The sequence below is a fragment of the Streptomyces sp. NPDC057616 genome, assembly GCF_042800575.1.
Taxonomy (GTDB): Bacteria; Actinomycetota; Actinomycetes; order Streptomycetales; family Streptomycetaceae; genus Streptomyces.
This window is the reverse complement of the sequence record NZ_JBHVGU010000082.1, coordinates 1-11,711: the sequence shown is the minus strand read 5'-3', so window position 1 is coordinate 11,711 and position 11,711 is coordinate 1. Positions and strand designations below refer to the sequence as shown.

The following is an 11,711-nucleotide window of genomic DNA, read 5'->3' as shown; positions in this document are numbered from 1 at the left end:
GAGTACAAGTCCGAGCTCATGCACCCCTACTACGCGGCCGAGCGGGGCCTGGTCGACGACGTCATCGACCCGAGCGAGACCCGCGAGATCCTCATTCGCTCCCTGGCGATGCTGCAGACCAAGCACGCCGACCTGCCCTCACGCAAGCACGGCAACCCCCCGCAGTAACCCAGCGGACTTCTCCAAGGGGACACACACCCATGAGCGCTTCCTCAGACACCTTTCTCCACATAGCGAAGGGCCAGGCCGAGCCCGAGGAACTCGCGGCCATCACGGCGGTTCTCCTCGCCCGCGCCGCCGCCCAACGACGCACGGTCCCGGCCCACCACGGCCGCTCCAAGGCCGGCTGGCGCCGCCTGGAACGCACCCCGGGCTTCCGCTCCCCGCGCAGCTGGCAGGACTGAGACCGGCCCCTCATCGGAAACAAGATCCAGGAAGAGCGGGAATTCAGGGAGAGAGGGAAGTTCGGGATGACGACGAGTCCTTGCACCAGTGCCCCAGAACCAACCGTGCGCAAGGAACAGCTGCCTCGCAAGGAGCAACCCACACTCCCGGCGCTGCGCCTGGCCGGCGACGACGACCAGAACGACGACGACCAGCACATCTGCCGAGGAATCGATTGAGCCGCTCCTGGCCCTGAGTCGGCCCGGCTGCCTCCGGCACCGCCATTGACGAATGCAGAACCAAAGGGGATCCATGCTCCTCGGCCAAGACGCGCCAACGACCGAAGACCACGCCGGAAGAAAGCAAGTACGCAGGCTGGACCGGGTGATCATCCGTTTCGCGGGGGACTCCGGTGACGGGATGCAGCTCACCGGGGACCGGTTCACCTCCGAGACGGCGTCGTTCGGGAATGATCTGTCGACCCTTCCCAACTTCCCGGCCGAGATCCGGGCGCCCGCCGGGACGCTGCCGGGTGTGTCCTCCTTCCAGCTGCACTTCGCCGACCACGACATCCTCACCCCGGGCGATGCGCCGAACGTGCTGGTGGCGATGAACCCGGCGGCGCTGAAGGCGAACATCGCCGACCTGCCGCGGGGTGCGGAGATCATCGTGAACACGGACGAGTTCACCAAGCGGGCGATGCAGAAGGTCGGCTATGCGGCCAGTCCGCTGGAGGACGGTTCGCTGGACGGCTACAGCCTGCATCCGGTGCCGCTGACGACGTTGACGGTGCAGGCCCTCAAGGACTTCGACCTGTCCCGCAAGGAGGCCGAGCGCAGCAAGAACATGTTCGCGCTGGGGCTGCTGTCGTGGATGTATCACCGGCCGACCGAGGGCACCGAGCGGTTCCTGCGGGCGAAGTTCGCCAAGAAGCCGCAGATCGCGGAGGCGAACCTGGCGGCGTTCCGGGCGGGCTGGAACTTCGGGGAGACGACCGAGGACTTCGCGGTCTCCTACGAGATCGCGCCGGCCACGACGGCGTTCCCGGCGGGCACCTACCGCAACATCTCCGGCAACCTGGCCCTGGCCTACGGTCTGATCGCCGCCTCCCGGCAGGCCGACCTGCCGCTGTTTTTGGGCTCGTACCCGATCACCCCGGCCTCGGACATCCTGCACGAGCTGAGCAGGCACAAGAACTTCGGGGTGCGGACCTTCCAGGCCGAGGACGAGATCGCCGGGATCGGTGCGGCGCTGGGCGCGGCCTTCGGCGGCTCGCTGGGGGTGACCACCACCTCCGGCCCCGGCGTCGCGCTGAAGTCCGAGACGATCGGTCTGGCGGTCTCCCTGGAGCTGCCGCTGCTCATCGTCGACATCCAGCGCGGCGGCCCCTCCACCGGGCTGCCCACCAAGACCGAGCAGGCCGACCTGCTGCAGGCCATGTTCGGCCGCAACGGGGAGGCGCCGGTGCCGATCGTGGCCCCCTGCACGCCGGCCGACTGCTTCGAGGCGGCCCTGGAGGCGGCCCGGATCGCGCTGGCCTACCGCACCCCGGTGATGCTGCTCTCCGACGGCTACCTCGCCAACGGCTCCGAACCCTGGCGCATCCCCGCCACCGCCGAACTGCCCGACCTCACCGTCCAGTTCACCACCCGCCCCAACCACACCCTGGACGACGGCACCGAGGTGTTCTGGCCCTACAAGCGCGACCCGCACACCCTCGCCCGCCCCTGGGCCATCCCCGGCACACCCGGTCTCGAGCACCGCATCGGCGGCATCGAGAAGCAGGACGGCACCGGCAACATCTCCTACGACCCCGCCAACCACGACGTCATGGTCCGCACCCGCCAGGCCAAGATCGACGGCATCACGGTGCCCGACCTCACCGTCGACGACCCGCACGGGGCGCGGACGCTGGTGCTGGGCTGGGGCTCGACCTACGGGCCGATCACCGCGGCGGTCCGCCGGCTACGCACCGCGGGCGAGTCGATCGCGCAGGCCCACCTGCGCCACCTCAACCCCTTCCCCCGCAATCTCGGAACGGTCCTCAAGCGCTACGACAAGGTGGTGATCCCCGAGATGAACCTCGGCCAGCTCGCCACCCTGATCCGGGCGAAGTACCTGGTCGACGTCCGGTCCTGCACACAGGTCAACGGCATGCCGTTCAAGGCGGAGCAACTCACCGGCGTACTGGAGGAAGCCCTTCATGGTCACTGAAATCCCGCTCCGGGCCAAGGATTTCAAGTCCGATCAGGAGGTGCGCTGGTGCCCGGGCTGCGGGGACTACGCCATCCTCGCGGCCGTCCAGGGCTTCATGCCGGAACTGGGCCTGGCCAAGGAGAACATCGTCTTCGTCTCCGGCATCGGCTGCTCCTCCCGCTTCCCGTACTACATGAACACCTACGGCATGCACTCCATCCACGGACGCGCCCCCGCCATCGCCACGGGACTTGCCACCTCGCGCCGGGACCTGTCCGTGTGGGTGGTCACCGGCGACGGCGACGCCCTGTCCATCGGCGGCAACCACCTCATCCACGCCCTGCGCCGCAACGTCAACCTCAAGATCCTGCTGTTCAACAACCGCATCTACGGCCTGACCAAGGGCCAGTACTCACCCACCTCCGAGGTCGGCAAGATCACCAAGTCGACGCCGATGGGCTCCCTGGACGCGCCCTTCAACCCCGTCTCCCTCGCGCTCGGCGCGGAGGCCTCCTTCGTCGCCCGCACCATCGACTCCGACCGCAAACACCTCACCTCGGTACTGCGCCAGGCCGCCGCCCACCCCGGCACCGCCCTGGTCGAGATCTACCAGAACTGCAACATCTTCAACGACGGCGCCTTCGACGCCCTCAAGGACAAGCAGCAGGCCGAAGAGGCCGTCATCCGGCTTGAGCACGGCCAGCCGATCCGATTCGGGGCCGGCGGTGCGCGGGGTGTGGTGCGTGATACGGCCACCGGCGACCTGAAGGTGGTCGACGTGAGCGCGGACAACGAGTCCCAGATCCTTGTCCACGACGCCCACGCCGCCTCACCGACCACCGCCTTCGCCCTGTCCCGCCTGGCCGACCCGGACACCCTGCACCACACCCCGATCGGCGTGCTGCGCTGCGTCGAGCGGCCCGTCTACGACACCCAGATGGCCGACCAGCTCGACGAGGCCGTCGAGCAGAACGGCAAGGGCGACCTCGCCGCCCTCCTCGCCGGCGGCGACACCTGGACCGTCACCGACACGAAGCGACGGCGTGATCATTTGAGGGATTGACCGGCCTGGACGAGTAGTGAGGCAAGGTCTTGCGGCACAAGGCAGGAGAAGAGCGAAGGCCCCGCTGTCGGAGCCGACTTACTTCACCTCCGGCACGTCGGCGACCACGTTCAGCGGGGCGTGAACCTGCTCAGCCTCGACGCGCGGATCTGGTCCAAGTGGAGCCGCCTTCGGGATTCGAACCCGAGACCTACGCATGACGAGTACATGCGCTTGAAGCCACTGCGGCCGCAGTCGAGCCGGAGCCTTCCAGCCACAGCACCGGCCTGGCGGCCTGGCGGCCTGCTCCGATGGTCCCGGGTCCTAGGGGATCCATCGGGGGAGACAAGATCACGCAAAGTCCTTGAGGATCAAGGGGTCCGACACCCCGATGTGCGCGCACGTGCGCACCGTGGGCGCACCAAGAATGCCCCCCGAACTGCGTTTCCGCAGGTCAGGGGGCATTTATGTGTGGAGCCTAGGGGAGTCGAACCCCTGACATCTGCCATGCAAAGACAGCGCTCTACCAACTGAGCTAAGGCCCCGGAATGGGAGCATCCCCCCGGAAAAACCACGTACCGGCGGGCGCCGCAGACCAGAGTACCGGGTCACCCCCGGGATCTCGCAAAAAGATTGGGGGTCCCCGTGAACCACCACGCTTCGTAAGATGCTCGGCGTGGTTCGCTACAGCGAACCACAGTACTTGGGGAAGCGATGGGGAGACGCAATGGACGCCGCACAGCAGGAAGCCACCGCAAGAGCGCGGGAACTGCAGCGGAACTGGTACGGGGAGCCACTGGGGGCGCTCTTCCGTAAGCTCATAGAAGACCTGGGCCTCAACCAGGCCCGTCTCGCGGGGGTACTGGGCCTGTCAGCGCCGATGCTGTCACAGCTGATGAGCGGCCAGCGGGCGAAGATCGGCAATCCGGCCGTCGTACAGCGGGTGCAGCTGCTGCAGGACCTGGCGGGGCAGGTCGCGGACGGCAGCGTGAGCGCGGCCGAGGCCACCGAGCGCATGGAAGAGATCAAGAAGTCGCAGGGGGGATCGGTGCTCAGCAACACCACGACCACGACCAGCAGTTCGGGCGCACCCACGGTCAAGCGGGTGGTCCGTGAGATCCAGTCGCTGCTGCGCTCGGTGGCCGCCGCGGGCGACATCATCGACGCCGCGGACACCCTCGCCCCGAGCCACCCGGAGCTGGCAGAGTTCCTCCGGGTGTACGGGGCCGGCCGCACCTCGGACGCGGTCACGCACTACCAGGCGCACCAGAGTTGAGCCCGAGGCCCGGTCGCCGAAGGGGGTTCGGCAGCCGGGCCGACGGCCGAGGAGGAGTGCCGAGGTCGTATCACTCATCACACTCGTCGGGAACGACGCGAGGGGGCACGAGGGGGAGTCGTATCGCTCGTCGAAGGGCAAGCAAGGGGGGTAGCCGCAGGGGGAGGAGCGACGCACAGCCATGGGTGAGGTCTTCGCCGGCCGGTACGAACTGGTCGACCCGATCGGACGCGGAGGGGTCGGCGCCGTCTGGCGCGCCTGGGACCACCGCCGCCGCCGCTATGTGGCCGCCAAGGTGCTCCAGCAGAGCGACGCGCACTCCCTGCTGCGCTTCGTCCGCGAACAGGCCCTGCGGATCGACCACCCCCATGTGCTCGCGCCCGCCAGCTGGGCCGCCGACGACGACAAGGTCCTGTTCACCATGGACCTGGTCGCCGGCGGCTCGCTGAGCCATCTGATCGGGGACTACGGCCCCCTGCCCCCGGGCTATGTCTGCGTCCTGCTCGACCAGCTCCTGTCCGGGCTGTCCGCGGTGCACGGGGAAGGGGTCGTGCACCGCGACATCAAGCCCGCCAACGTGCTCCTGGAGGCCACCGGCACGGGCCGGCCGCGGCTGCGGCTGTCCGACTTCGGCATCGCCATGCGCCTGGGTGAGCCGCGCCTGACGGAGACCAACCTCGTCGTGGGCACGCCGGGCTATCTCGCGCCCGAGCAGATGATGGGCTCCGAACCGGACTTCCCCGCCGACCTGTTCGCCGTGGGACTGGTCGCGCTGTATCTGCTGGAGGGCGCCAAGCCGGACGCCAAGGCGCTCGTGCAGTACTTCGCCGCGCATGGGACGCCGAACGCCCCCAAGGGCATCCCCGAGCCCCTCTGGGAGGTCGTGGCCACGCTGCTCCAGCCCGACCCGCAGGCGCGGTTCCGTACGGCCACAGGGGCGCGCAAGGCGCTCGCCACCGCCGCCGAACTCCTGCCGGACCCGGGCCCCGACGACGAGTTGATCGAGATCTTCGACCAACTCGGGCCGCTGCCGCCCGGGTTCGGTCCGGCCGGTCCCCTCAAGCCGGCACCGGGCATCACGGGCAGGAGAGACACGGACACCTCCGGCACTGGCACCGGTGGCGGCACAAGTGAGGCTTCTTCGTGGCTCGTTGAGGCAGGCGGATCCGCCGTGCCGTCCGCTTCGGACGCGGGCGCCGCCGTATCGTCCACAGGCGGTGCGTCTCCGCGCGATCCCCGTCAGGTCACCGGCCCCGAGTCCGAGTCGTCCGTCTCCACCGGGGCGCCCTCCATGTCGGACACCGGGAGCTTCCCTCTGCCGCCCCCGCAGGCGACCGGCTCCTCCCCCCGAACTCCCGCTCCGCAGCAGCCGGCACCGCCCCACGTACAGGCGCACCAGGCACAGCCCCACCAAGGCGACCACCAGCAGCCCGCCTACGTCTCCCCCCACGACCCCACGCATGTGCTGCCCTCCCCCCAGTCGCACGCACCGCTGTACTCCGCCCACGCCATGAATCCGGCGCCACACCTGCGCGCCGATGCCTCTACTGCTTCGTACACCGCCCAGGTCCCTCAGGTTCCGCCTCCGGTCCAGGAGATTTCGACGGAGCCCACGCGCCGCAACCACCGCGCCCGCCCCGCACGCCGTCCCGGCCCGCCGCCCAAGGTGGCGATCCCGCTCCTGCTGCTCGCCCTGGCCTGCTACGCCGTGGGGTTCTGGGCGCTGACCCGGATCTGAGCCGGTCGCCGGCCTGCGTCTGCGTGCGCCGGCCGTCAGCCTGCATCCGGGGTCGCCGGTCCGGGCCCGGCCCATCCGCCCGCCAGCGGTCCGCGCCCGCGCCTCCTCAGGCTCCGGCCGCCCGCCGCCGTGCCACGACCGTCCACACCCCGAGCACGACCAGTACCACCGTGCCCGCGCCGATCCCGGCCGCGGCGACCGCCGTCATCGCGGCGTTCCCGCCCCCGGCTCCCCCTGCCGCCGCGTTCTGCCGGTCCTCGTCCGTGACCTGGAAGACGTTCCGCGGCACGGACTGGCCCGTGTACCCGGGACCGTCCTGCGCCGTGCCCTGAAGCCGCACGCGCAGCGTCAGCCCGAACGGCCCGTCGCCGAACTCGTCGGCCACCCCCTTGGAGAGGTGCAGCACCAGGTAGTACGAGCCGGCGAACCGCATCCCGCTCAGCTGGTCGCCGACGGCGTAGCGGTTGGCGTACTCCACGGGCGGCACCGGTGCGAGGGAGAGCGACTGCTGCTTTCCGTCGTAGCCGACGCTCGTGTCCTCGACGTGGGCGCGCACGGGGTTGTAGAGCGTCATCCCCAGCGCCTCGACCGCGTAGCCCTGGCCGCCGCCGCTCGTGGTGCCGAGTTCGGCGGTGGCGGACAGCTGCCGGCCCCAGTCCACCGGGACCTTGTAGAAGAGCGTCTGCCCGGGCGAGATGTCGGCGCGCCAGACGCCCTGGCCCACGGTGGTCGCCCGGGAGTACCCGGCGCCGCCCTGGCTGGTCCTGGGCGCGCCGGAGACGGGCGTAGGAGAGGCGGAGTTCCACGCTTTGGGCGGGTTCGTCGAACCGGCCTGGTCCACCGGCGGCTCGGACATGGCCGTGAGTTCGAGGTCCCAGGCGCCGGGTGAGGAATCCGCCATGCCGACGCGCTCGACGACCACGTAGTACGCGCCGGCGCCCTTGCACACCGGGTTGGCCGGGGAGGCCGTGCGCGCGCCCCAGGCCGTGACGGGGTGCGGGCTCTTGGCGGCGCCGAAGCTCGCGCTCTGGTACGAGCAGGAATTGCTGTCGGTGTTCTGCACCGACACCCTGATGCCGTCGGTCACGGAGAGCTTGGCGCCCTTGGCGGGGACGGCCGTGGCGGAGACGTAGGTGTTCGAGTCGACGTCGAGGTCGAAGCTGTAGTAGACCTTCGCGCCCTTCGCCAGGGAGCTGCGGTAGGTCTTGCCCACCTGGAGGCGGGGGGCATCCGTCGTCCCGGTCGCCCCGGTGACGCTCTGGGCGCCCTCCGCGAAGGCGTACGAGGAGACGGAGGGGTCGGAGGCGCCGGGAGCTCCCGCGGCAGGGGCCGCCTCGGCGGGCCAGGACGCCGGTATCGCCGCCGTGTACAGGACGGCCGCCGCGGCAGCCATCCGCACGCGTGCGGAAGGACGCCCGCGCCAGGCCCCCGCGCGCCACCACGCCGTACGCCGCCCCATCACGCGCCCCCTCCTCGTCCCCCGGCCCCCGCCGGGACCGCTGCGGCCGGGCGTCGGCCGGACCGTGGCCCATCCTGCCCCGACCGAAGGCGCCTCATCCGCGCAACACAAAACCCCGACCGCAAGACGGCCGGGGTTTGCTCAGATTCCGTTGTCGATACTCACGAACCCGTGGGCACGGAGTCAGTCGCCTCCGTCCACAGATCCTGCTCGGCGCGATCCGCCTGGATCTGGCGGTACACGAGGAGCCCGCCGATGGCGGCCAGTGCGACCAGGAGAAGCTTCTTCACCGCGCGACCTCGTCTTTCCTTGACGTAGGGGACCTCTGGCGCCCGACTATACACACCGACCGATACCGATCGGTGACCTGCGTGGGCCCCCAACTCCCGTCCGGCACAACGCCGTAGAAGGGGAGTCCGCCGCTCCGATCTGAGGGTGATCACACCCTCACGCGCGGTGACTTTTGCACCCGGTTCTTATCTTTTCTTGCTGTTTACGCCCATCCGAGTGGTGTTCATCCGAACTTCGACACGGCATGGGCGTTGGTCCAACACTTCGCGGCCCACATACACATCATGAGGAAAGTACGCAAATCGCCCAGACCCGAAAGTGAGGGGCCATGGCCCAGAACCAGGTCATGAAGCTGTGGACCGCCATCGTCACCGCCTTCCTCGCGCTGTGCACGGCGCTCGGACTCATCACGACGACCGCCGCCGCGGCGGTACCGCAGACCGAGCCGGCCGGCAACAGCACGACTCCCGTGACGACGCCGGTTCCGCAATGGTCCTGGTCCAGCGCCGGCGCCCTGCCCCCCACGATGAAACAGCGCATCCACGCCGAGGCCCACGGAAAGGCGCCCAGCTGCAGGCTCCGCCCACAGGCGGACACGGACGAGTGCGCGGGAACCGTGAGCATGGAGATCGACCTGCCGACCGACGCGTTCATCACCGTCCCCAAGCAGGGCACTCCGCTCCAACTCTGAGCCTCCGCCCCGCATCTCCGACCCAACGGCGAGTTTGCGTACTCATCCGTCACAGGAAGACCCCCGACCGGGAGCCGGTCGGGGGTCTTTCGCTGTGGGCAACGGGCCGCGCCGGCCACCGGGCTACGACGGCCCGCGTCGCGGCCTTCCAGCCCTCCCCCTGATGCCGACCACCCGCCTGATGCAGGCCATGGACACCGAAGGACGTCGGCCGTGAACGCCGAAGACCCCCGGTCCATCCGGACCGGGGGTCTTCGTGCTGGTGGGGCTAACAGGATTTGAACCTGTGGCCTCATCCTTATCAGGTCGATCGAGGTGACCTGCGGACCATGATGAGCGTCGACTGAACTCGGATCCTGATGCCGCTGAGGTTCGGCGTGGATCGGCGACGTACGTCCTTGTTGGTGTCAGCTACTGGTGTCAGTCGGTACAGGCCCTCTTGACAGCGATAGATCGCATGCTGTCAGGCCGATCGGCGTCGAGCTGCCGCACCACTCATGTTCATTCGCCATGTCAGCATCTGCTTGCTGACCCCATAGCGGAGCATCGCCTCGCTGTCCGTTACACGTCGACGGGCGATGAGCCATGCAGCCTCATTGGTGATCAGAAGGTTCCCGGCGAGCCAGTCTGCCTCCGCCTCCACCTCGCCGTTCCAGTGCCGGCAGCCCCTCGGGTCAAAGGCGGGTCCAGGCGAGTGCTGGAGCAGGGCATGTGAAAGCTCATGGTGCACGGAACTGTTCTGTCGGGGTACCTCGTGGGCGTCGTTCACCCAGATGTGCCGACGCGGACCACAGTGCACGGTTAGGGCGCTTACCGCTTCTTTTTCGGCCCCCAACAGCGGCGCGACGCGAGCATCGGCGGCCACAGCGGCGCTGAAGGTGCTGATTGGAATCGATAGGTGTTCAGCCAACATGGCGGACGGCAGAGCCGCGGCAGCATGCAACCCCAGCTCGCTCCGTACCAGTACGGCCAAGCGATTGGCCTCCGCTTTGAAGCCATGCCGCAACGCCATGTGGGTCCCCCTACTCTGGGCCGCTCGTTGCCAACTGCTTGTAAGCCACGGCGATAAGGGCTTCCAGCGCGTCGGCCGCTTCGGGGGTCAAGTTGCGGTCCCCTCGTAGGTGAGTGGCCACCTTCGCCAGAGTATCGGCCGCTTGCGGTTCGTCTTGCCTACGAACGAAGTCGTCCGCACTTAGGTTCGCCCAGGTAACCAGGGCTGCCAGTCCATCGACGTCAGGGCGTCGCCCCTGCGCCAGGCGCGTCAAGGTCGAGGCACTTACTCCGGCCTGACCTGCCACGTCCTTCCAGAGGAGTCCACGCTCCTGCCGCGTTCGATCTAGAGCCGCATGGAACGCGGCTGCGTCGAAGCGGCCTGCTGCATTCCGCTCGCTCACGATCTCCTCCCTTCGAGGCCAGTGTTGCACGACAGGAACCAGTTGCGAAAGTCGAACCGCACGTTCTACCCTGAGCTCAGTTGCAAGATCGCAATCAGTACCGATCCTGCAATCCCAATGTGATCACTTCGATCACTCAACAGGAAAGAGGTACCAGCAATGGCCAAGAACACCGGCAAGGGCTTCCGGCACGGCAGCGTCAAGGGGCGGAGTCAGGCGCTGAACCCGCTCACCCGCATCTGGACCAAGCGGGGCTCGGACGGGCGCTTCATGGACGGCAAGGCCAGCGGATCCCCGTTCAAGGGTGTCCGCCGAGAGCGCTGATCAACGTCCGCGGCCCATGGGCAGCAACTAAGCGAAAGAGAAAGAAATGATCATCTACATCACTGCCGTGCACCTCAGCGGCGGCGACAAGCACGAGCACATCGAGAGCGTTCGCTGGGAGAACCCGACCACGAAGGAGACGGGCGAGAGCACCAAGCAGGCAATCATCCGGTGGCTGGAGAAGGACAAGACCAATGAGGCTCGTGTGCGGAACGGCGCGAGCTACGTGCGGGTCGGCGTGGTCAAGGCATCGCCGCCGTACATCAGGACCTACGCGGACGGTATCTGGACGGACAACCTGCTCGCGCTGCCTCGTTATTGATGGGGGGTGGTGCAGGTGCCACTCTTTCAGTTCCACCTGCGCCACCCTCAAACCCCCGGCTCCCATCCCGTCCGCCGTCGACCCACACACCGTGGAGCGGGCGTGGTTCATGGCGTCCAGGTGGAGCGCGCCACTGTACGAACGACCTGGACGCCATGGGCCGCGTCTGCTCGGCTCTGCCTGGGTCGACGGTGGACGGGATGGGAGCTCCCCGCGCACGCCCCTACGGACCCGCGGCCGGGAACGGCGCCCCCTCCATCCCGGTGCCGGCCGATCCCCCGCCGGAGGCATCGTCTTGACCGTGGGCCAGTCTCTACGGTGATCGACTCATGGCTTCCGGCCCTGTCCACATGTGGGCGCGCGTCGGCGGCGGCAGCGCCGAGCGGGCCGGAGGCAGGAGCGCGGGCGCGGCCAGAGCCGGGAGCGCGCCCGGCGGAGCGGAGCGCAGCCGGGGCTTGATGAGGTAGAGAAACCTGTAACAGCTCCGGCTCTGCCGGTCGTGTCTTGTCTCGGTTGATGATTGACGCTGTGGCCTCACCTGATGCTTGACACCGCTTGCCTCGGTTTGGCTGTGCGCCTGGATTGGGCGCATGG

The 11,711-nt window shown here is 68.6% G+C and carries 12 protein-coding genes and 1 tRNA gene; 9 read left to right on the top strand and 4 right to left on the bottom strand.

Annotated features, from left to right (window positions below; genetic code table 11):
• The 4 genes from ACFU97_RS45705 to ACFU97_RS45690 form a co-directional block, all read left to right on the top strand.
• The coding region (locus ACFU97_RS45705) for a carboxyl transferase domain-containing protein (RefSeq protein ID WP_384269159.1) at positions 1-168 on the top strand (168 nt) is incomplete at its 5' end.
• A 32-nt stretch (positions 169-200) separates the two neighbouring features.
• Positions 201-404, top strand: coding sequence for an acyl-CoA carboxylase subunit epsilon (locus ACFU97_RS45700; protein WP_384269157.1), 204 nt, complete (start codon positions 201-203; stop codon positions 402-404).
• A gap of 292 nt (positions 405-696) precedes the next feature.
• Positions 697-2,598 carry a 2-oxoacid:acceptor oxidoreductase subunit alpha gene (locus ACFU97_RS45695; protein WP_384269155.1) on the top strand — a complete coding sequence of 634 codons (1,902 nt, stop codon included), beginning with the start codon at positions 697-699 and terminating at the stop codon, positions 2,596-2,598.
• Positions 2,588-3,643, top strand: a complete 1,056-nt coding sequence (locus tag ACFU97_RS45690) for a 2-oxoacid:ferredoxin oxidoreductase subunit beta (RefSeq protein WP_384269152.1) — start codon at positions 2,588-2,590, stop codon at positions 3,641-3,643. The genes ACFU97_RS45695 and ACFU97_RS45690 overlap by 11 nt, the downstream gene beginning before the upstream one ends.
• A 451-nt stretch (positions 3,644-4,094) precedes the next feature.
• Here ACFU97_RS45690 and ACFU97_RS45685 read toward each other — a convergent pair.
• Positions 4,095-4,167, bottom strand: a tRNA-Ala gene (locus ACFU97_RS45685).
• Between the two features lie 182 nt (positions 4,168-4,349).
• Here ACFU97_RS45685 and ACFU97_RS45680 point away from each other — a divergent pair.
• Together ACFU97_RS45680 and ACFU97_RS45675 are read left to right on the top strand one after the other, a co-directional pair.
• Complete coding sequence (locus ACFU97_RS45680) at positions 4,350-4,898, top strand: helix-turn-helix domain-containing protein (RefSeq protein WP_384269150.1); 549 nt, start codon at positions 4,350-4,352, stop codon at positions 4,896-4,898.
• Between the two features lie 181 nt (positions 4,899-5,079).
• Entirely contained in the window at positions 5,080-6,636 is a 1,557-nt protein-coding gene (locus ACFU97_RS45675; RefSeq protein ID WP_384269148.1) for a serine/threonine-protein kinase, read from the top strand.
• Positions 6,637-6,742: 106 nt separating this feature from the next.
• On the opposite strand, the gene ACFU97_RS45670 is transcribed toward ACFU97_RS45675, so the two are convergent.
• Positions 6,743-8,095: a hypothetical protein gene (locus tag ACFU97_RS45670; RefSeq protein ID WP_384269146.1), complete on the bottom strand. Its 1,353-nt coding sequence runs from the start codon at positions 8,093-8,095 to the stop codon at positions 6,743-6,745.
• 161 nt (positions 8,096-8,256) lie between these two features.
• Positions 8,257-8,385: a DLW-39 family protein gene (locus ACFU97_RS45665; protein WP_003999697.1), complete on the bottom strand. Its 129-nt coding sequence runs from the start codon at positions 8,383-8,385 to the stop codon at positions 8,257-8,259.
• 329 nt (positions 8,386-8,714) lie between these two features.
• Here ACFU97_RS45665 and ACFU97_RS45660 point away from each other — a divergent pair, with 329 nt between their 5' ends.
• The gene (locus ACFU97_RS45660) at positions 8,715-9,077 is read left to right on the top strand and encodes a DUF6344 domain-containing protein (RefSeq protein WP_384269144.1); all 363 of its coding nucleotides are present in this window, start codon (positions 8,715-8,717) and stop codon (positions 9,075-9,077) included.
• 463 nt (positions 9,078-9,540) lie between these two features.
• Here the strand turns inward: ACFU97_RS45660 and ACFU97_RS45655 are convergent, their stop codons facing one another.
• Positions 9,541-10,089 (bottom strand): ImmA/IrrE family metallo-endopeptidase, encoded by a 549-nt coding sequence (locus ACFU97_RS45655; RefSeq protein ID WP_384269141.1) that lies wholly within the window; start codon positions 10,087-10,089, stop codon positions 9,541-9,543.
• Between the two features lie 541 nt (positions 10,090-10,630).
• On the opposite strand from ACFU97_RS45655, the gene ACFU97_RS45650 reads away from it, so the two are divergent.
• Together ACFU97_RS45650 and ACFU97_RS45645 are read left to right on the top strand one after the other, a co-directional pair.
• Complete coding sequence (locus ACFU97_RS45650) at positions 10,631-10,795, top strand: hypothetical protein (RefSeq protein WP_384269138.1); 165 nt, start codon at positions 10,631-10,633, stop codon at positions 10,793-10,795.
• 46 nt (positions 10,796-10,841) lie between these two features.
• Positions 10,842-11,117: a DUF3892 domain-containing protein gene (locus ACFU97_RS45645; RefSeq protein WP_384269136.1), complete on the top strand. Its 276-nt coding sequence runs from the start codon at positions 10,842-10,844 to the stop codon at positions 11,115-11,117.
• The last annotated feature ends 594 nt before the right edge of the window (positions 11,118-11,711 follow it).

Coding starts and splice junctions, on each gene's coding strand:
- ACFU97_RS45700 (WP_384269157.1), top strand. CDS start 201: ATGAGCGCTTCCTCAGACACCTTTCTCCACATAGCGAAGGGCCAGGCC.
- ACFU97_RS45695 (WP_384269155.1), top strand. CDS start 697: ATGCTCCTCGGCCAAGACGCGCCAACGACCGAAGACCACGCCGGAAGA.
- ACFU97_RS45690 (WP_384269152.1), top strand. CDS start 2,588: ATGGTCACTGAAATCCCGCTCCGGGCCAAGGATTTCAAGTCCGATCAG.
- ACFU97_RS45680 (WP_384269150.1), top strand. CDS start 4,350: ATGGACGCCGCACAGCAGGAAGCCACCGCAAGAGCGCGGGAACTGCAG.
- ACFU97_RS45675 (WP_384269148.1), top strand. CDS start 5,080: ATGGGTGAGGTCTTCGCCGGCCGGTACGAACTGGTCGACCCGATCGGA.
- ACFU97_RS45670 (WP_384269146.1), bottom strand. CDS start 8,095: ATGGGGCGGCGTACGGCGTGGTGGCGCGCGGGGGCCTGGCGCGGGCGT.
- ACFU97_RS45660 (WP_384269144.1), top strand. CDS start 8,715: ATGGCCCAGAACCAGGTCATGAAGCTGTGGACCGCCATCGTCACCGCC.
- ACFU97_RS45655 (WP_384269141.1), bottom strand. CDS start 10,089: ATGGCGTTGCGGCATGGCTTCAAAGCGGAGGCCAATCGCTTGGCCGTA.
- ACFU97_RS45650 (WP_384269138.1), top strand. CDS start 10,631: ATGGCCAAGAACACCGGCAAGGGCTTCCGGCACGGCAGCGTCAAGGGG.
- ACFU97_RS45645 (WP_384269136.1), top strand. CDS start 10,842: ATGATCATCTACATCACTGCCGTGCACCTCAGCGGCGGCGACAAGCAC.